The 19,325-nt window shown below is 69.1% G+C and carries 19 protein-coding genes; 11 read left to right on the forward strand and 8 right to left on the reverse strand.

All coding sequences use genetic code 11. The features are described from left to right. The first annotated feature begins 6 nt into the window (after positions 1 to 6). The 3 genes from IEY60_RS34245 (at position 7) to IEY60_RS34255 (ending at position 2,581) form a co-directional block, all read left to right on the forward strand. Complete coding sequence (locus tag IEY60_RS34245; RefSeq protein WP_308426158.1) at positions 7 to 1,368, forward strand: NCS2 family permease; 1,362 nt, start codon at positions 7 to 9, stop codon at positions 1,366 to 1,368. Between the two features lie 64 nt (positions 1,369 to 1,432). Further along, complete coding sequence (locus tag IEY60_RS34250) at positions 1,433 to 1,846, forward strand: MTB12 C-terminal domain-containing protein (RefSeq protein ID WP_189034705.1); 414 nt, start codon at positions 1,433 to 1,435, stop codon at positions 1,844 to 1,846. A gap of 186 nt (positions 1,847 to 2,032) precedes the next feature. Next, positions 2,033 to 2,581: a DoxX family protein gene (locus tag IEY60_RS34255; RefSeq protein WP_189034706.1), complete on the forward strand. Its 549-nt coding sequence runs from the start codon at positions 2,033 to 2,035 to the stop codon at positions 2,579 to 2,581. Between the two features lie 69 nt (positions 2,582 to 2,650). On the opposite strand, the gene IEY60_RS34260 is transcribed toward IEY60_RS34255, so the two are convergent. Together IEY60_RS34260 and IEY60_RS34265 are read right to left on the reverse strand one after the other, a co-directional pair. Further along, on the reverse strand, positions 2,651 to 3,283 hold the full coding sequence (locus IEY60_RS34260) for a hypothetical protein (RefSeq protein WP_189034707.1): 633 nt from the start codon (positions 3,281 to 3,283) through the stop codon (positions 2,651 to 2,653). Positions 3,284 to 3,305: 22 nt separating this feature from the next. Continuing rightward, the gene (locus IEY60_RS34265) at positions 3,306 to 6,302 is read right to left on the reverse strand and encodes a toll/interleukin-1 receptor domain-containing protein (protein ID WP_189034708.1); all 2,997 of its coding nucleotides are present in this window, start codon (positions 6,300 to 6,302) and stop codon (positions 3,306 to 3,308) included. A 287-nt stretch (positions 6,303 to 6,589) separates the two neighbouring features. On the opposite strand from IEY60_RS34265, the gene IEY60_RS34270 reads away from it, so the two are divergent. Beyond that, entirely contained in the window at positions 6,590 to 7,402 is an 813-nt protein-coding gene (locus IEY60_RS34270; RefSeq protein ID WP_189034709.1) for a hypothetical protein, read from the forward strand. On the opposite strand, the gene IEY60_RS34275 is transcribed toward IEY60_RS34270, so the two are convergent. The 6 genes from IEY60_RS34275 to IEY60_RS34300 form a co-directional block, all read right to left on the reverse strand. After that, the gene (locus IEY60_RS34275; protein ID WP_189034710.1) at positions 7,373 to 8,665 is read right to left on the reverse strand and encodes a glycosyltransferase 87 family protein; all 1,293 of its coding nucleotides are present in this window, start codon (positions 8,663 to 8,665) and stop codon (positions 7,373 to 7,375) included. The two genes, IEY60_RS34270 and IEY60_RS34275, sit on opposite strands and share 30 nt — an antisense overlap. A gap of 188 nt (positions 8,666 to 8,853) precedes the next feature. After that, complete coding sequence (locus tag IEY60_RS34280; RefSeq protein ID WP_229740379.1) at positions 8,854 to 9,558, reverse strand: methyltransferase domain-containing protein; 705 nt, start codon at positions 9,556 to 9,558, stop codon at positions 8,854 to 8,856. A gap of 92 nt (positions 9,559 to 9,650) precedes the next feature. Next, entirely contained in the window at positions 9,651 to 11,696 is a 2,046-nt protein-coding gene (locus IEY60_RS34285; RefSeq protein ID WP_189034711.1) for an ATP-dependent DNA helicase, read from the reverse strand. Positions 11,697 to 11,904: 208 nt separating this feature from the next. After that, complete coding sequence (locus IEY60_RS34290; protein WP_189034712.1) at positions 11,905 to 12,441, reverse strand: DMP19 family protein; 537 nt, start codon at positions 12,439 to 12,441, stop codon at positions 11,905 to 11,907. Positions 12,442 to 12,482: 41 nt separating this feature from the next. Beyond that, positions 12,483 to 13,049 carry an isochorismatase family protein gene (locus IEY60_RS34295; RefSeq protein WP_189034713.1) on the reverse strand — a complete coding sequence of 189 codons (567 nt, stop codon included), beginning with the start codon at positions 13,047 to 13,049 and terminating at the stop codon, positions 12,483 to 12,485. Between the two features lie 71 nt (positions 13,050 to 13,120). Next, on the reverse strand, positions 13,121 to 14,434 hold the full coding sequence (locus IEY60_RS34300) for a nicotinate phosphoribosyltransferase (RefSeq protein WP_189034714.1): 1,314 nt from the start codon (positions 14,432 to 14,434) through the stop codon (positions 13,121 to 13,123). 61 nt (positions 14,435 to 14,495) lie between these two features. Between IEY60_RS34300 and clpS the strand changes: the two genes are divergently transcribed. The 7 genes from clpS to IEY60_RS34335 all read left to right on the forward strand — a co-directional run bounded on the left by clpS (position 14,496) and on the right by IEY60_RS34335 (position 19,270). Next, complete coding sequence (clpS, locus tag IEY60_RS34305; protein WP_189034715.1) at positions 14,496 to 14,846, forward strand: ATP-dependent Clp protease adapter ClpS; 351 nt, start codon at positions 14,496 to 14,498, stop codon at positions 14,844 to 14,846. Positions 14,847 to 14,859: 13 nt separating this feature from the next. Next, the gene (gene aosR / locus IEY60_RS34310; RefSeq protein ID WP_189034716.1) at positions 14,860 to 15,429 is read left to right on the forward strand and encodes an oxidative stress transcriptional regulator AosR; all 570 of its coding nucleotides are present in this window, start codon (positions 14,860 to 14,862) and stop codon (positions 15,427 to 15,429) included. A 32-nt stretch (positions 15,430 to 15,461) separates the two neighbouring features. Beyond that, positions 15,462 to 16,520, forward strand: coding sequence for a P1 family peptidase (locus tag IEY60_RS34315; RefSeq protein ID WP_189034717.1), 1,059 nt, complete (start codon positions 15,462 to 15,464; stop codon positions 16,518 to 16,520). A 110-nt stretch (positions 16,521 to 16,630) separates the two neighbouring features. Then, complete coding sequence (locus IEY60_RS34320) at positions 16,631 to 17,050, forward strand: M67 family metallopeptidase (protein ID WP_189034752.1); 420 nt, start codon at positions 16,631 to 16,633, stop codon at positions 17,048 to 17,050. Between the two features lie 34 nt (positions 17,051 to 17,084). Continuing rightward, entirely contained in the window at positions 17,085 to 17,363 is a 279-nt protein-coding gene (locus IEY60_RS34325; RefSeq protein WP_189034718.1) for a MoaD/ThiS family protein, read from the forward strand. 4 nt (positions 17,364 to 17,367) lie between these two features. Then, a complete protein-coding gene (locus tag IEY60_RS34330; protein WP_189034719.1) occupies positions 17,368 to 18,330 on the forward strand; it encodes a PLP-dependent cysteine synthase family protein in 963 nt (320 codons plus the stop codon). 220 nt (positions 18,331 to 18,550) lie between these two features. Then, positions 18,551 to 19,270: a rhomboid family intramembrane serine protease gene (locus IEY60_RS34335; protein WP_189034720.1), complete on the forward strand. Its 720-nt coding sequence runs from the start codon at positions 18,551 to 18,553 to the stop codon at positions 19,268 to 19,270. Positions 19,271 to 19,325 lie beyond the last annotated feature (55 nt).

Raw genomic sequence — 19,325 nt, forward strand, 5'->3', positions numbered from 1 at the left:
AGTGTCATGGCCAGCGATGTCGCAACCCGTGCCCGAGGGCGCCTCGACAGATACTTCGGTGTCACGTCGAGCGGGTCCACCTTCAAGCGCGAGGCGATGGCGGGCACGGTCACGTTCCTGGCGATGTCCTATGTGCTGGCGGTGAATCCGTCGATCCTCGGTGACGAGGGCGCGCTGGGCGACAAGGGCATCCCGATGCAGGCGGTGTTCACCGCGACGGCGGTGGCCGCGGTCTTCGGCACGCTGGTCATGGGCATCTGGGCGAAGTACCCCATCGCGCTCGCGCCGGGTATGGGCCTCAACGCGTTCTTCGCCTACACGGTGGTGCTCAGCATGGGCATCCCGTGGCAGGTGGCCCTGTCGGGCACGTTGCTCTCGGGCATCATCTTCTTCATTCTCGCGGTCACCAAGGTTCGTGAACGGATCCTCAACGCGATTCCGTTGCAGATGAAGTTCGCGGTCGGCGCCGGCATCGGTCTGTTCGTCGCGTTTCTCGGTCTGAAGAACGCGGGCATCGTCGTCAACAGCGACGCGACGCTGGTCGCCCTCGGCGACTTCACCAAGGGCACCACCCTGCTCGCGCTGTTCGGCCTGGTGGTCACGGTGATCTTCCTGGTGATCGGCTGGCACGCCGCGGTGCTGTACGGCATTGTCGCGACCACGATCCTGGGCATGGTGACCGGGCTGGTCGGGGTGCCGGACGGCATCGCCGAGCTGCCCAAGGGTCTGGATCAGACCTTCGGTCAGGCGATCATCCACCTGCCCGAAGCCTTCACCGCGCAGATGATCGTCGTCGTGCTGACCATGCTGTTCGTCGACTTCTTCGACGCCTCGGGCACGCTGATCGGTGTCGCCAACCAAGCTGGGCTGCTGAACAAGGACGGCACGCTGCCGCGCGCGGCGAGTGCGCTGGCGGCCGACTCGGTCGGCACCACGGCGGGCGCGATCATCGGCACCTCGACCACCACCGCCTATGTGGAATCGACCGCCGGGGTGTCGGCGGGCGGCCGGACCGGTCTCACGGCGGTGACCACGGCCGGCTGGTTCCTGATCGCGATGTTCTGCTATCCGGTGTTCTCGGTGATCGCCGGATCGGCCGAGGTCACCGCGCCCGCGCTGATCGTGGTCGGTGTGCTGATGGCGCGTGCGCTCGGCGATATCGACTGGCAGCACCTCGAATACTCGGTGCCCGCGTTCCTCACCGTCATCATGATGCCGCTGACCTATTCGATCGCCAACGGACTGGCGATGGGCATGATCTTCTACCCGGTGGTGATGGTCGCCAGGGGCCGGTACAAGGAAGTGCATCCGGCTATGTGGGGGCTGATGGTGCTGTTCCTCGGGTACTTCTTCTTCTTGGTCGAGTAGGTGTTCGCACCATAGGTATGCCTATACTTAGGCTAGCCTAGCCAAGCTTGAAGGAGATCTACCTATGAAGCGCTCGCTCGTTGCCGCGTCGATGGCGGTTGCCACCATCTTCGCGCCGGTCACCGCTGCCGTCGTCGCCACCGCTCCCGCCGCGATCGCCGCCCCGGCGACGCCGTCGGCCGGTCAGCTGCAGGGCAAGCTGCAGGCGGCTATGAACGGTTCGGCGGCCGAGCTCGAGTCGGGCAACGCCGGTGGCCTCGCGGTCGTCCGCGACACCGTCAACCGCATCCCCGGTTACAGCTGGGATGTCTCGGGTCCGGTGACCGTGGACGGCGACACCCTGTCGGCCACCCTGAACAGCCGCCTCGGCGACTACTCCTTCCCGATCCCGGTGACCTGGAAGGATATCGACGGCACCTGGAAGCTGTCGCAGGAGTCGGAGAGCGCCCTCGTCGGCTACGCGACCATGGCGTGGTGAGCTGAGTTCTTTCATCTGGAAGGGCCGTCCCGATCGGGGCGGCCTTTTCGCATTTTTGTGAGCAGGGTCACAGAACTGCCGGGAACGGCGTGAAATAGTTGACCCGGGACCCAGGGTTGTGACCGGAAGAGGCAATCGGACTGCGGTCCGGTTGCGGGCATGTATCGAATCGCAGATGAGGAAACGATGACCGACACCGCTACCCGCACCACTCCCATCAATACCGCCGACGAGGTCAATGCCCTCGGCATCGGACTGCTCGTGCTCCGCGTCGGCTTCGGCGGCCTGATGGCCGCCTACGGCGCCCAGAAGTTGTTCGGCTGGTTCAACGGCATGGGCTGGCAGGCCACCACCGACGGCTTCGAGGCGATGGGCTACAACCCGGGCGTGGTCTTCGGAACACTGGCCGGGCTCAGCGAACTGGTCGGCGGCCTGCTGCTGGTCTTCGGGCTCTTCACCCCGCTCGCCGCGGCCATCGTCGTCGGCACGATGATCAATGCGATCAACGTGCTGTGGAGCGGCGGCCTGTTCCCGTCGGATCCGTCGGTCACCGGCTTCTCCAGCCCGCTGGTCTACGCGATCGCCGCCGCCGCGCTGGCGTTCACCGGACCGGGCCGTTTCTCCCTCGACGCCGGCCGCCCGTGGGCGCGCCAGGGCGTCGTGTGGGGTGCCGCGGCCGTCGGCGTCGCCGTCGTCGCCGCGGTGCTGACCCTGATCCTCAAGGCAGCGCTCTGAGCTGACCGAGGCAGCGGCGCGGCAACCGGGATCCGGTTGCCGCGCCGTTCTTGTGTGAACCGGTGTGCCTTACCGGTTCGGCACGGTCTGGTTCCGCGATCCCCTGAGCAGCGCCTCCTCGCAGCCCGGTACGGCCTTGCGCGCCTCGTCCAGTTCCGGTGTGGGAGCTTGCTGCTGCCTCAGTTCCGTCCCGCGCATACCGGCTCGGGCGAGTACCTGCTGGAAGTCGTCGAGAGCGGCGGTCAGTTCGGCGGCGGAGGTGGCGGAGCGGAGCCGGGTGGCGCTGTCGGCCAGTTCCGTCGCGGTCTGGCGCGTGGCGGCGAGGGCTTCCTGCGCATTGCCCGTGGTCTCGCCGTTCGGGGGCTCACCCAGTTTCTCGCTCTCATCGGCCAGCTCGACGAACAGACGTGACATCTCCGCGGCGATGTCGGTGAGTTGCGTCTGTGTGGAAGGCCCCGTGGACTCCAGCATTCGGCGGGCCAATTCGTGCATCCGGGCCTGGTACCGGATCGCGATCTCGCATTCCGACCGGACGTAGTCGTCGAGGCCGACCGCGTCGGTGCCGCTGCCGCAGCCACCCAGCGCGACCGCGACGATCGCCAGCGCCGTGACCAGTCCGGTCCGGAGCCTCCTTCGCTGAGCGGGCCCTCTCGCGCGCCGCAGTGGTCCCGAAACTCGAAGGTGCACAATGGAATCCAACATTTCGATACCTCCGCCATTCTTCTCAACCGGTGCCATCGGGAGGAATCGGAAGTCCTTCGCAGACCTGCATGTAGCCGATCTCCGGGGAAATCCACTCTCGCCACTGCTTGCGACTCATGTTGTGCGACAGCTTCCCGCAGAGGTCGTCGTGCCAGGACGACGGACCGGGCCACAACCAGGCGGTGACGGTCTTGTCCGGACCGATGTCGAGTGACAGGACCCGGCGGTCATCGGCGCTCAGCATCACCCGGGCGACATCGTCGGTGCCGCTGGTGAGCGGGTCGCCGATCGACGCGCCGCTCGCGGCGTCCCAGAATCGCAGGGTGCGATCCATGCTGCCCGAGACGACGGTCCGGCCGTCGGCACTGATCGCGACACCGCCGACGGCGTCCGCGTGCCCGTGCATCGGCCCACCTATCGGATCGCCGGCGGGGACCGTCCAGCGGCGCAGCGTCGTGGCGCCACCAACCACGATGAAGTCGCCGCGTCCGCTGACTGCCAGGCTGCTCGACACCTCGGGGCCGATAACCGGGGCGCTCACCAGTTCGCGCGTAGCCGTCTCCCACGTGCGCAGTGCGTAGGTGCTCAACGAGATGACCTGGCGTCCGTCCCGGCTGAACGCGACGTAGCTGACCCGCGACTCGTGCCCGCCCAGTCCCGCGATGTGCTCGCCGGTCGCTACGTCCCACAGGTGGACGGCCTTGTCGTCACCGCCTCCGGCGACCACGCTCCCGTCCGGGGTGAACGCCAGGCTCCAGATCTCACCCTCGAAGCCGCGCAGCGGCGCGCCGATGGCGTCGCCCCGCTCCGCGTCCCACAGCCGGATCTCGTTGTCCGCGCTCTCGGACACGATTCGCCGCCCGTCCTGGCTGAAGGCGAGCTTGCGAATCCAGGATCTGTGCCCGGTCAGGACCCGGATCGGCGTGCCCGACGCCGCATCCCAGATGACGATGTTCCTGTCCTGACCTCCGGACGCGATCCGGCGTCCGTCGGAGCTGACGGTCGTGACCCGGACTGGGCCGACATGCTGGCGCAGCGGCGGGCCGATGGCCCGTCCGGTGTCGGTCTCGAACTGCCAGAGTGTGCCGTCCCGATAGCCGGCCACCATCCGGCGGCTGTCCGGTGCGAACGCCACGCTGGCCGGGATCGGCAGGCCGTCCGTGCCCGGCGGTCCGGTGATCCGGTGCCCGCCGGAGATGTGGGTGCCGGCGTGCCAGATCCGTGCCGTCCCGTCGAGGCTGCCCGAGAGCAGGCGGTTGTCGTCCCGGCTGAATGCCAGGCTGGTCACCCAGCCGGTGTGGCCGGTGGCGTACCCGCGCGGTGCACGAGACTCGGTGTCCCACAGGTGGATCGTGGCACCGATGCCGCCCGCCGCGAGCCGCCGCCCGTCGGTGCTGAACGCGACCGCCGAGCCGGTGTGGCGTCCGTCGTTGGGCAGCGGATCGCCTGCGCTGCCGGTGGTCGGATCGAACAACCGGACCTGCCCGCCCTGGTCGGCGATCGCGACGTGCCGGTTGTCCGGGCTGAACGCGACCGAAGTCACCGTCTCGCCTACGTCGATGGGCGGGCCGGCCTGCACCTGGTCGACCGTGTTCCATATCCGCAGCGAATGGTCCGCGCTGCCGGACACGACGCGGCGGCCGTCCGGGCTGAACGCCACCGCATCGACCCGTGCGCCGTGTTCGCTGATCGGCTTCCCCGCCTGCTGTCTGGTTTCGGCGTTCCATATCCGCACGGTCTTGTCCAGACCGCCGGACGCCACCAGCGCTGCGTCCGCGCTGAACGCCACGCTGCGAACGAGCCCTTCGTGGCCGGTGAATTCGCCGATCAGCCTGTGCGACTCCGCATCCCACAGCTGCATCCCCGTTCCGCCGGAGACGATGCGTCGCCCGTCCGGACTGAAGGCCACGCTCGTCGTGAGCAGCGGGCTCTGGAATGGTTCACCGATCAGCTGTCCGGTGTCGGCGTCCCACAGCCGGATCTGCGCGCCGCCCGCCACGATGCGGCGGCCGTCCGGACTGATCGCTACGCTCCAGACCAGGTCGAGATGACTGAGTGCGGCCATGGCCTCGGGCTGAATGGCCATGCCGGAGAGGAACGGATCGCCGACCTGGATGATCTTGCTCGTATCGGCCAGCCGCTTCAGCGTCCGGAGCAGCACCCCGGGGTCGGCCGCCCCGAGACGTTCGGATGCGAGTGCCTGCAGGATCGCCCGCTCGTCGTCGCGTGGCTTCGATCCGCTGAGTATCGAGTCGGACTCGGTGGCCAACCGCAGCGCCACCGCCGTGTCGCGCTGGCGTATCGCCTCATTGCGCTGGTCCAGCGCCTCACGTCGTTGCGCCACCGCGAACACGGCGGCGAGGAGCGCCATGACAGTGAGGATGACGAGACCGGCGATGGCCGCCCGCCGCAGCCGACGGAAGCGGCGCAGCTCGCGGACGTCGTCACTGGCCAGCTCGTACTTGTCCTTGCCGTGGATCGGCGCGGCCAGATCGGTGACCTTCTCCCGGAACAACGGGGCAGCCGGGTCCCACGGCGCATCGTCGCTGACGTCGACGTAGAACGGCTCGGTGGGCAGCGCACCCGGCCTCGTCAGCGCGGGCGGCGCGGCATCGGACCGGTCAGGATCGAACCGTCCCGTGTCCTCGTCCCAGCTCAGCCGCCCGCCGGCGAGGACGAACAGCAGCTGCTCCGAACCGCGGCAGGCCAACCAGTGGGCTACTTCCCGGTCGACCCATTTCGATATCGCCGCTTCCGGGGAGAGCACCACGATGAGGTACCTGGCGCGGTCCATCGCCACGGTGACCTTGCCCCACAGGTCCGGGCTGGCGGTCAGATCGGTGGCATCCCGGAACACGCGCAGCGCGTGTAAGTGACCCATCCTTCGGCCGATGCGGTGCAGAGCCTTCTGAATCCCGGCGGCGACCGGCCGATCACGGCGGTGCGTGTAGGAGATGAAGGCGTCGTAGTCGAACGACTCCCGAGGCAGCGATAGTTGCGCCTCGAGGTGAGTAGACACGGTCTTCTCCCTGTCCAGAGTCGGTTCCTGGCCTGGGCGGAACCAGGATCATCGAAGTCTTCCGCCGGCGCAGAGAGATGTCGTGCGTACCGGACTACTCGATTCCGCGCCCCGACGACTACCGGCGGTTCCCGCGCAGTAGATGGTCGACTCGCCGTTTGGTCATCGGTCGGATGCCTGTCGTTCCACGCAGTGCGCGTGCCTGTCGCCGGTACCGATTACCCTCGGCGGCGGCGCCTGTCGACGCGGCGCCGCGCATCGTCCGCGTATCGAAGAGGAGAGTTGCGATGAAGGCCTACGACCTGGGTTTCGGAGATTCGGCGGACAAGCTGGCCGAGACGCCCGGCGGTGAACCGCTGACTCTCGACGCGCCCGTCCGCGCGGGCTGGATCGGCAGCGAAGGTCCCGCGATCGACCCGGCGACCTGGCCGCGCGGACCGGTCACCGGGCTGCCGATGATGCACGCGCTCACCCTGCGCCTGCCCGCCGACTTCCAGCGTCGCGGGCCCGGCTTCCCCGCGATCGCCTTCTTCCAGGGCGAGGGCCAGTTCGCCGACGCGACCAACCCCGTGCAGGCCGACCCGGACTCCGACGACCCGGTCGCCCGCGACCTGGTCGCCACCCGGCTGCATGCCCAGCTGCAGCTGCTGCACGACGAGATCGGCGGCGTGTTCGCCCTGATCTGGCTGACCGAAGCCGAATTCGCGGGCGGCCCCGTAGCCCCGCCCGCCGACGTGCGCCCGCCCGGTTCCCCCGTCGCGAGCGACGAAGGCCGCAACGCCTGGGACGACATGCACCCTACCGTCGGCGTCTGGCTCGCCGAACGCACCGCCGACCCCAACATCGGCATCCCCCCGGTCGAGTACGAACCGAACACCCGCTACCAGGACCCCCTCACCGAAGACTCCGGCTGGAACCCCTGGGCCGAACCCCTCTTCGGCCGCTCCCACCTCGGCGGCACCGCCTTCCCCGTCCAAGCCCTCCCCGAAGGCCTGACCCCGTACTACCTGGAGATCGAGGAAGTCGCGGGCATGAACTTCGGCGGCGGCAACGCCCAACTCGATTTGGAGTCAGGCGTTTTCGACTGGTCCTGCGGGTAGGACGTCTGTCGACCTGGCCGGACGGTCGTCGTCGGGGTGCGCTCCGTCGGCGACCCGGCCCAGGTGCGCGACCGTCGGTGCGGGGGAATCCTGTTCGGCGGCAGGGGGATTGATGATGATCGGTTCGATCGGCTCGGGCTGCGGTGCGGAGCGGACGAGGCGGACTACGCCGATCAGCACGATCAGGTAGATGACCACGTAGATGTTCATCATGATCTGCGAGCCTGGCCACCACGGGGGTAGGAGGAAGGTGCCGACGCTGACCCAGGTGGGGGTGTAGGTGTAGGTCCAGGCTGCGATGGCGATGTAGAGGGCGCCTGCGGAGAGCCACCAGCGGCCTCGGGTTTGGGCGCGGTGGATGAGGTAGACCATCAGGGGGACGAACCAGACCCAGTGGTGGCCCCAGGAGTAGGGGGAGACGGCGCAGGCGGTGAGGCCGCCGAGGGTGACCGACAGCAGCGGTTCGCCGCGGCGCGCGAGTGCGGCCGCCAGCCACAGCGCGGCGAGGGCGATCGGGACCGCGATGAGCAGCCACAGCCAGACCGGGGCCGGTCCGTCGACGAGGTGGGCGATGGCGCCGCGCAGGGATTGGTTGGCGGGGTGGACGTCGGGGGCGATGCGGCCGGACTGGAAGAACGTCGAGGTCCAGTACTGGTAGGAATCGCGGGGCAGGACAAGGGCGGTCAGGCCGATCGAGGCTAGGAAGGTGAGCGCGGCGGTGGCCGCGGCGCGCCACTGTCGCTGCGCCAGATACTGGGCGACGAAGTAGAGCGGCGTCAGCTTGATGCCCGCGGCGATGCCGACGCCGAGGCCGCGCAGCTTGCTGTGTTCGGCGCGGGAGAAGTCCCACAGCACCAGCAGCATGAGCCACAGGTTGATCTGCCCGTAGTAGAGGGTGGTACGCACGGGTTCGGCGAAGACGCAGGCCAGCGTGATCAGCGCGCTGACGACGGCAAGGCGCGGCGTCACCCGATAGCCGAGCATCCGCCAGCTCTGCAGAATACAGCCGAACAGCACGGCGAGATTGAGCACCAGCCAGGTCGTGGTGACGTGCGCCCACGGCACCAGCATGAGCGGCAGGAACGCCAGCGCCGAGAACGGCGTGTAGGTATAGAGGAGGCCGTAGTGCGTCGGATCGATGTAGAGCGCCCGATCGTGCAGCACCCGCCAGCCGCCGTCGCGGTAGATGTGGACGTCGAGGCCGCCGACGAGAATGCCGCCGTCGTTCATCCACGGGTCCATGGTGGTGAACAGCAGCGTCACGCCCAGGACGGCGGTACCGAGTAACAGGAGGAGCGTCGAGACTGTGCGCGGGAATGCTGCGCGTCGAGATTTCTCCACCACGGCCGTGCTACCGGCCGGCTCGCATCGTATGCACGCCTAAGAACCTACCGCCCGTCCGTCATGTCGTTGCGCTCTGGCCCACTGTTGGTAGGAGATCCCTATGAGCATCATGTGGCCGGTTGCAGGACCAGCATGGTGTCGGCGCCGTGGTGGAATTCGTAGTGGGTTTTGCGCAGGGCGGTGGGGATGCCCTTGTCGTGTAGTTCGGTTCTGAGGTGGTCGATCAGGTCGTCCAGTGGGGCGCCGGTGTAGTCGAGCAGCGGGTACAGCCTGGCCTCGCCCTCGGTGACGCGGGACAGTTCGAGCAGGGCGGAGAGGTGGAAGTCGGCGTCGAGGCGGTCGGCGTAGCTGAACAGCAGGTGCGAACTGAGGGTGAGGTCGAAGGAACCGTCGGGGAAGGGGAGTTCGGGCAGGCTCGCCGCGATGTAGCGGTGCGGTTCGGCGCGCACGTCGTCGGCGAAGCGGCGGGCCGCACCGCGCCGGATCGCGGCGTGGCCCGCGGGGGAGCCGTACCAGTCCCAGCGGTAGCGGTGCGCGTTGGCTGCGGCCCAGGCCACGGCGCGGTCGTTCTCGGTGACCGCGTCGACGGACAGTTCCGTGGTCGAGCGCGCGTAGATCGGATCGACCGCGGTGACCGCGGCGCCCAGGGTGCTGGCCTCGGCGGTGAAACTCGCTGCGCCGCCGGGACAGTCGAGAATTCGGCGACCGGTGAGATCGTCGTCGGACAGGTGAAACATCGCGCGGTACTCGGCCAAAGATCTTGCGCTGACCAGAAATTCACCGAGTACCTCGCCATCGGCGTGGTGCTTCATCACCCCACGTTCTCACGACTTGCGTTCGCCCGGTAGTGAATTCGTGGGTGTGGTCATTCCGATTGCAAGACTCGGTGTAAAAGTCCCTCAGCTCAGGCCGACGCGGTGAGCCTGCGCAGCGCTTTCGCGACCACCTCGGGATCGGTGGTCTCCCAGTACGGCGGCAGCGACGCGCGCAGGTAGCTGCCGTAGCGGGCGGTGGCCAGGCGCGAATCGAGGATCGCGACAACGCCGCGATCGTCGACGCTGCGCAGCAGCCGGCCGGTGCCCTGGGCCAGCAGCAGCGCGGCATGGTTGGCCGCCACTGTCATGAAGCCGTTGCCGCCGCGCGATTCGACCGCACGCTGGCGTGCGGTGAGCAGCGGATCGTCGGGGCGGGGGAACGGAATACGGTCGAGGATGACCAGACTCAGCGACGGGCCGGGCACGTCGACGCCCTGCCAGAGCGTGAGCGTGCCGAACAGCGAGGTCGCCGGATCGTCGGCGAACTTGCGGACCAGCGCGCCCATCGAATCGTCGCCCTGGCACAGCACCGGCGTGTCGAGTCGTTCGCGCAGCGCCTCGGTCGCTGCCTTGGCGGCGCGCATCGAGGAGAACAGGCCGAGTGTGCGCCCGCCCGCGGAGGTGATGAGCTGCTCGATCTCGTCGAGATAGGCGGGGGACAGGCCGTCGCGACCCGGCGCGGGCAGGTGCTTGGCGACATAGAGGATGCCGGACTTGGCGTGGTCGAACGGGGAGCCGACATCGAGGGAGCTCCAGCGCACCGATTCGAGGTCGGCCGGTGCCGTCGCGCCGTTGGCCATGGCCGGGTCGACCTTGCCGCCCTGCTGTGACGGCAGACCCCAGGTGATCGCCAGCCCGTCGAACGAGCCGCCGATCTGCAGCGTCGCCGAGGTCAGCACCACCGTCGCGGTGCCGAACAGCCTGCTGCGCAACAAACCACCCACCGACAGCGGCGCCATTCGCAAGGTGCGGCGCGCGACACCGCGGATCTCGTCGGCCGACAACCAGATGACATCGCGGCGCGCGGCCGGATCAGCCTCCTCGAACGCGGTGAGCGCGCGCACCGCCGCGTCGTGTACGTCGTCGATGGCGGCCACCGCCATCGTGCGGGCGGCGGCGTTGTCGGGATCGTCGGTGGCCTTGACGCTGCCCTGCGGTGCGATGGCGGTCCGCGCGTTCCAGGCGGCGTCGCGGACCAGCGCAAGCACGGGGGCGATGCCGGCGGGCAGTTGATCCCAGCGGCCCGCCGGCATGTCTTCGAGTGCCTCGTGGAACGCCTCGGCGGCGCCTTCGAGCCGGTCGACCTCGCGATCGTCGATCAGCTTGGTGCAGCGGCGGGCGGCGGCGCTGATCGCGGTCGCGGCGAGCTCGGCGGTCGCCACTCCGGTGACCCGGTCGACCAGTTCGTGCGCCTCGTCGATCACCACGACATCGTGTTCGGGCAGCACCTGGATGCCACTGATCGCGTCGATGGCCAGCAGCGCGTGATTGGTGACGACCACGTCGGACTGCGCCGATTCCGCGCGCGCCTTCTCGGCGAAACAGTCCTGGCCGAACTGGCAGCGGGTCTTGCCAAGGCATTCGCGCGAGGACACGCTGACATGGCGCCAGGCCCGGTCGCTGACGCCGGGAGCGATTTCGTCGCGGTCGCCGGTCTCGGTGTCGGAGGCCCACTCGTTGAGGCGCTGCACCTCGCGGCCGAGCTTGGAGATCGCGAACGCGTCGAACAGTTCGGCCTCGCCGCCGGTGTCCTCCGGGATCACGCTGTTGATCTTGTTCAGGCACAGATAGTTGTTGCGGCCCTTGAGGATCGCGAACTGCGGCACCCGGCCCAGCGGCTTGGCGAGCGCGTCGGCCAGCCGCGGCAGATCGCGATCGACCAGCTGACGTTGCAGTGCGATCGTCGCGGTGGAGACGACCACGGTGCGCCCGGTCCGCACCGCGTGCCGCAGGCTCGGCACGAGATAGGCCAGTGACTTACCGGTGCCCGTACCGGCCTGGACCGCCAGGTGCTCCTTGGTGTCGATCGCGTGGTCGACGGCGGTGGCCATGGTGGTCTGACCGGTGCGTTCCGTGCCTCCCAGGGCATGCACGGCAGTGGCGAGCAGGTCGGCGACGGGAGGAAGTTCGGGCACGCAGGCAGCTTATCCGTCGCCTGAGACAGAATTGTCGGAGCGCTGGCGCGCTCGAGGTCGCGGCCCCTCCTGTCCCGCCGGTCAGGCACCGTTGCTTGCTCCTTCGTCGCCTGCGCAACGGCGCCTGACCGGCGGGACGGCCGCGACGGCCGCTTCGCGGCCTGCCCTCCTCGAGGTCGGGGCGTGCGGGGCCGGGTGTGCTGTCGGCTCACGACTCGCGGACGAAGTCGTCGATGTTGGCGCGGATGTAGTCGAGGACGCGCTGCTCGAAGTCGGCGGGTTCGTTGATGTCGTAGATCTCGTCGGGGTCGTCGGCGCGGGCGCCGTCGGGGCGGCGGATCTGGCCGGGGTTGGCGATGGTCTGGTGCTCGTCGTCGAAGAAGCGGTCGAGATCGTCGTCGGCGGAGCTGGCGGAGGCGTCGCGGGCGGCCAGGACCGCGGCCGCGGCCAGTTGTGGCATGCCCGCTGCGCGCAAACCGCGTGTGGCCCAAGGGAGTTCGCTGCGACGGGTGCGCAGGTAGCTGCTGAAACCCGCGTCGAGGACGCTGGTGTGCAGGCTCGACAGTGCCAGCAGGTGGGCGAAGGCGGGCGGGAGTTCGGCGAAGGCGCCGATGCCGCGGCGCTGCAGTTCGTCGGTGATGGGGTTGGACCAGAAGACGATGTCGGCGGCGTCGTGGATGGAGTCGAGATCGGCCAGCGCCGTCGTCAGCCTGTCGCGCGCCTGCGCCGGGAATCGGTAGTCCATGCGTGCAGGCTAGCCGCGCGGTCCGTGCCCGCCGCGGGTGGTCAGGCGGGCAGTTTGCCAACCAGGTCGACGCCCGCCGCCCGCAGATTCGTCAGGGCAGAGGTGACGGTCTCGGGGGCGACACCGGCGGTGAGGTCGAGCAGGATGCGGGTGTCGAAGCCCTCGGACCTGGCATCGAGCGCGGTGGCGCGGACGCAGTGGTCGGTGGCGATGCCGACGATGTCGACGGTGTCGACGGACCGGGCGCGCAGCCAGTCGGCCAGCGTGATGCCGTCGGCCGACGCCCCTTCGAAGCCGGAATACGCCGCCGAGTACTCGCCCTTGGAGAAGACCTCCTCGATCGGGCCGGTGTCGAGCGCCGGGTGGAAATCGGCGCCCGGTGTACCGACCCGGCAGTGCGGCGGCCAGGTGTCGACGTAGTCGGGCTCGGCCGAGAAATGCGGACCGGGATCGACGTGATAGTCCCTGGTCGCGACCACGGCGTCGTAGTGGTGGCCAGCCAGGAACGAGCTGATCGCGGCCGCCACCGCGGCGCCACCGGTGACGGCGAGCGAACCGCCTTCACAGAAGTCGTTCTGCACGTCCACGATCACCAGGCCACGTGCCATGCCGTCCTCACCTTCTCCGCGGGGCTCTGCCGGACCCATTCTCCGCCGCCCGCGCCGGGTCGGCCACTCGGTCAGCCGAGGAACGTGGTCGGCACCGCGGGCTCGCCCGCCGAGAGCTTGAGCCCCTCCCACGGCAGGCTGACCAGCCCGCGCGCGACCAGCTCCCTGCTCTGCGCCAGCGTCGCCACCCCGTCGACCACCGCGCCTTTGCGGACCAGCGGCACCTGCAGCTCGCGCACCTGGAAACCGTTGGTGGACGGTGCTTCTCCGGCGGCCGGGTACACGATCTCCTCGACGATCGTGCCGGTCGCGCGGGCCAGCCGCACGGCCTTCTTGGTGCCGCCGCGCGACTGCTTGTGGCTGCTGCGCTTGGCCACCGGAATGCCGTCGACCTCGACCAGCTTGTAGACCATGCCCGCGGTCGGCGCGCCGGAGCCGGTGACCACCGCGGTGCCGACGCCGTAGACGTCGACCGGTTCGGCGCGCAGGGCCGCGATGGCGTATTCGTCCAGGTCACCGGAGACGACGATGCGGGTGCCGGTGGCGCCGAGCCCGTCGAGTTGGTCACGGACCTGCCTGGCCAGCACGCCGAGGTCGCCGGAGTCGATCCGCACGCCGCCCAGCTCGGGGCCCGCCACCTCGATCGCCGTTGCGACGCCCCTGGTGATGTCGAAGGTGTCGACGAGCAGGGTGGTCCCGACGCCGAGCGCGTCGATCTGGCTGCGGAAGGCGGCCGCCTCGTGCTCGCCGTCGGCGCCGCTGTGCAGCAGCGTGAACGCGTGCGCGCTGGTGCCCGCGCCCGGCACGCCGAAGCTGCGCACGGCCTCCAGATTGGAGGTGGCGTCGAAACCGGCCAGGTAGGCGGCCCGGGAACTCGACGGCGCTGCCAGTTCGTGGGCGCGCCGCGAACCCATCTCGATCATCCGCCTGCCCGCCGCGGCACTCACCATGCGCGCGGCCGCCGAGGCGATCGCGCTGTCGTGGTTGAGGATCGACAGGGCCAGCGTCTCGAGCAGCACGCACTCGGCGAAGCTGCCGCGCACGGTCAGGATCGGCGAACCGGGGAAGTACAGCTCACCCTCGGCATAGCCGTCGATGTCGCCGGTGAAGCGATATTCCCGCAACCAGTCCACGGTGGCCGGGTCGAGGAATTCCTCGACCACAGCGAGCTCGGCGTCACCGAAGCGGAAGTGGGTCAGCGCGTCGAGCAACCGGCCGGTGCCCGCGACGACGCCGTAGCGGCGGCCGTTGGGCAAGCGCCTGGCGAACACCTCGAAGGTGCACTGGCGATGCGCCGAACCGTCGGCCAGAGCGGCGGCCAGCATGGTCAGCTCGTACTGATCGGTCAGCAGCGCGGTGCTGGCGAACTCGTCACGGATCTGCACACGAGAAACTGTAGTCACCGCGGGTGTTGTTTCTGTGTGGCCGCGTCGTACCCTGGGGTTTATGGCCGTGTGCAATTCCGTTCGAGCCGGCGCCCTCACCGGCGCCCTGAACGCCGCACTCTCAGCGGCGCAGGCGATGCCGGAGGCTGTCGAAAACACCGAGATCCTCGAGGCCGAGGACCGGCCCTGGGTCACCGTCGTCTGGGACGATCCGGTGAATCTCATGCACTACGTCACCTACATCTTCCAGAAGCTGTTCGGTTACAGCAAAGCCAAGGCGACCGAGCTGATGCTGCAGGTGCACAACGAGGGCAAGGCGGTCGTGTCCTCCGGCTCCCGGGACAAGATGGAACAGGACGTGCGCAGATTGCACGCCGCGGGGCTCTGGGCAACCATGCAGCGAGACGACTGAGTACCGTAGCCCTGTGCGCAAGTGGAGCAGGAAGAACTCACTGAGTGGCCTGAAGCTTCGATCCGAAATGGACGAGCACGAGGCCACGGTTCTCCGCTCCCTGATCGGCGCCGTGTCCGGACTGCTCAGCGACCGCGCCTCGGAAGCGCCCGAGGACGAGCTGGCCGCGCTGACCGGCCTGCGCACCGGTAGTTCCACCCCGCCGGACGATCCACAGCTGCTGCGCCTGCTGCCCGATTTCCACCGCGCCGAGCCCGGTTCCCCCGACGCCAAGCGCGCCGATCTCAACGCCGCCCTGCGCAGCCTGCACGAGCCGGAGATCATCGACGCGAAACTGGCCGCGGGCCGGGTCGTTCTCGACAGCTGTCCCGAGGCGGGCGGCAAGATCGTGCTCACCCCCGAACAGGCCGACGCCTGGCTGGCCGCGCTCACCGATGTCCGGCTGGCGCTGGGCACCTTGCTCGACATCGACGACGACACGCCCGAGCAGTTCGATCCGAGTGATCCGCGCGCGCCGCATCTGGACGTCTACCACTGGCTGACCTGGATGCAGGACTCGCTGCTGCAGGCGCTCGCCCCCTGATTTCCCCGGCGCACGCGCGTTAGGGTCGACGAATGCGCAGCGCACCCGGTCCACGCAACGCGATCACCGATGTGGCAGGGGTGCTGGTCGGCCATCACCAGGCGCTCGACGACGACGTCACCCTCGGGACCGGCGCCGCGACCGGCTGCACCGTCGTGCGGGTTCCCGGCGGCGCGACCGCCTCGGTGGATGTGCGCGGCGGCGGGCCCGGCACCAGGGAAACCGACCTGCTCGATCCAGCCAATACGGTCCGGCAGCTGCACTCGGTGCTGCTCACCGGTGGCAGCGCGTACGGCCTTGCCGCCGCCGACGGCGTGATGCGCTGGTCGGAGGAACACGGCGAGGGCATCCCGATGGACCCGTCCGATCCGAGCCGGGTGGTGCCGATCGTGCCCGCGGCGGTGATCTTCGATCTGCCGGTCGGAGCCTGGGACATCCGGCCCGACGCGGATTTCGGTTTCCGGGCGGCGGAGGCGGCCTCGGCCGACTTCGCGCGCGGCACCGCAGGCGCGGGCGTCGGCGCGCGGGCCGGTGCGCTCAAGGGCGGAATCGGTTCGGCGAGTGTGGTTCTCGCCGACGGGCCGGGCGCCGGTATCACCGTCGGAGCGGTGATCGTCGCCAATCCCGTCGGCTCGGTGGTCGATCCGCGCACCGGTCTGCTGTGGGGTGCGGGCACCGACGGTCCCGAGTTCTTCGGGCTGCGGCCGGGTACCGACGACGAGATCGCCGCGCTCAACGCGCTGCCGGTGAAAGGCACCGTGCTCAACACCACGATCGGCGTCGTCGCGACCGATGCCGCGCTCGACCCGATCGCCTGCCGCAGGCTCGCCGTCACCGCCCACGACGGGCTGGCCCGCGCGATCCGGCCCGTGCATTCCCCGCTCGACGGCGACACCCTGTTCGCGCTGTCCACCGGCGCGATCGCGGTGCCGCCGGTCTCGCTGCCCGGCGCGTTCCCCGGTGACCTGCTGCTGCTCGACCAGCTGTGCACGGCCGCCGCGGTGGTCGTCGAACGGGCCGTCGTCGACGCCGTGCTCAGCGCGACCTCGATCGCCGCAATTCCGGCCTATCGCGATCTGTTTCCGCGCTGAGGCCCTGGTGGGGACCGGTGTGCGCGCCGCCAGGAATACCCGAATAGGGTGGGTGGTTGTCGAGGTGGTGCTCGACGGCACGCAGGAAAGATGTGGAAAGGGTCGAGGAAGTGCTGGTGATCAGGGCCGATCTCGTTGACGAGATGGTGGCGCACGCGCGCGCCGACCACCCCGACGAGGCCTGCGGCATCATCGCGGGACCCGAGGGCAGCGACCGTCCCGAGCGCTTCGTCGCCATGGTCAACGCCGAACGCTCGCCCACCTTCTACCGCTTCGATTCCGGTGAGCAGCTGAAGGTCTGGCGCGCCATGGACGACGCCGACGAGACCCCCGTCGTCATCTACCACTCGCACACCGCCACCGAGGCCTACCCGAGCCGCACCGACATCTCCTACGCCTCCGAGCCGTTCGCGCACTACGTGCTGATCTCCACCCGCGACCCGGAGCGGCACGAACTGCGCAGCTACCGCATCGTCGACGGCGAGGTCACCGAAGAACCCGTGCGGATCGTCGATTCCTACGACGCCTGAACCCACCGAACCAAGTCACACCCGAGGAGTCCTCATGCCGGTAACCGTGTCCATTCCGACCATCATGCGAGGTCTCACCGGAGGCGAGAAGCGCGTCCAGGGCGAGGGCTCGACGCTGTCGGCGCTGATCGAGAACCTCGACGCCAGCCACCCCGGCCTGGCCGAGCGGCTGCTCAAGGACGGCAAGCTCAACCGCTACGTCAACATCTACGTCGACGACGAGGACGTGCGCTTCGCCGGTGGGCTGGAGGCCGAGGTGCCCGCGGGCGCGTCGGTGACCATCCTGCCTGCCGTCGCCGGCGGCGCGCGCTGACATCGTGGCCCGCTACGAATCGCTCATCGCGACGCTCGGCAACACCCCGCTCGTCGGATTGAAGACGCTGTCCCCGCAGTGGGACGGTGATGACCACGTCCGCCTGTGGGCCAAGCTCGAGGACCGCAATCCGACCGGGTCGATCAAGGACCGGCCCGCGCTGCGGATGATCGAGCAGGCCGAGGCCGACGGGCTGCTCACGCCCGGCTGCACCATTCTGGAGCCGACCAGCGGCAACACCGGGATCTCGCTGGCCATGGCGGCCAAGCTCAAGGGCTACCGGATCGTCTGCGTGATGCCGGAGAACACCTCGGTGGAGCGACGTCAGCTGCTCACCATGTTCGGCGCCGAGATCATCGATTCGCCCGCCGCCGGTGGGTCGAATCAGGCCGTGGCCATGGCCAAGGAGATCGCCGCGCAGAACCCGGACTGGGTGATGCTCTACCAGTACGGCAACCCGGCCAACGCGCTCGCGCACTACGAGACGACCGGCCCCGAACTGCTGGCAGACCTGCCGGAGATCACGCATTTCGTCGCCGGGCTCGGGACCACCGGCACGCTGATGGGCACCGGACGGTTCCTGCGCGAGAACGTGCCGGGCATCGAGATCGTCGCCGCGGAGCCGCGCTACGGCGAGCTGGTGTACGGCCTGCGCAACATCGACGAGGGATTCATCCCCGAGCTGTACGACGAGACGGTGCTGACCACCCGGTTCTCCGTCGGGCCGTACGACGCGGTGAAGCGCACGCGCGAGCTCGTCGGCGAGGAGGGCATCTTCGCAGGCATCTCCACCGGAGCGATCCTGCATGCCGCGCTCGGCGTGGCGAAGAAGGCGCAGAAGGCGGGCAAGCGCGCCGATATCGCGTTCGTCGTCGCCGACGGCGGCTGGAAGTACCTGTCCACCGGCGCCTACGACGGCACCTTGGACGAGGCCGAGGAGAAGCTCGACGGGCAGCTCTGGGCTTGAGTTCTTGAAGCGCTGGCGCGCTCGAGGTCGCGGCCCCTCCTGTCCCGCCGGTCAGGCACCGTTGCTTGCTCCTTCGTCGCCTACGCAACGGCGCCTGACCGGCGGGACGGCCGCGACGGCCGACTGCGTCGGCCTGCCCTCCTCGAGGTCGGGCGTGCGGGCTGGGTAAGTCTGTACCCTTGGCTGGAGTGGCCGGGAGCGGTCGGCCTGAGCGGAGGCGATGTCGGTGGGTGGAATCGGGGCCTCGTTCGATCCGGATCGGATCGCCGGTCTGCAGGGGCGGACCGGTGGCGCGGGAACGCCGGCCAAGCGGGCGGGCGCCAGAGTCTGGGCGAGGGCCGCGGTGGTAATCCTCGGATTCGTCGGCGCCCTGTATGTGATCGAGGGCATCGACGCGGTGCTCTCGCACGATCGTCCCACCGGAGCGCCGGGTCAGCTGGACGCGGGCGGCATCGAGCCGCGCTCGGTCGACGGGCTCGACGGCATCCTCTGGGCTCCGCTGCTGCACGGCGGCTGGGACCACCTGATGGCCAACACCCTGCCGCTGCTCGTCCTCGGTTTCCTCGTCCTGCTGTCGGGGATCGGGCGTGGCATCGCGGCGACGGCGATCATCTGGGTGGTCGCCGGGGTCGGCACCTGGCTGTCCGGCTCGTCGGGCAGCGTGCACGTCGGCGCGTCGTCGCTGGTGTTCGGCTGGCTGACCTATCTGATCTGCCGTGGGTGGTTCGCCCGCAATGTGGGGCAGATCGTGCTCGGCGTGGTGATCTTCCTGCTGTACGGCTCCATGCTGTGGGGCGTGCTGCCCAGCGACCCCCTAATTTCTTGGCAGGGACATCTTTTCGGGGCGGTGGGTGGAGTCCTCGCGGGCTGGGTACTCTCTGGTGATGAACGTCGACGCCGCCGTGGAGCATCGGTCGGCCGCGCAGTACCTACGCGGTAGCCGGGGATCCGGTCTGGAAAATGGGGGGATCCTGCATTGAGCACCAGCACGTCGT

Source organism: Nocardia rhizosphaerihabitans (assembly GCF_014646295.1).
Lineage (GTDB): Bacteria > Actinomycetota > Actinomycetes > Mycobacteriales > Mycobacteriaceae > Nocardia > Nocardia rhizosphaerihabitans.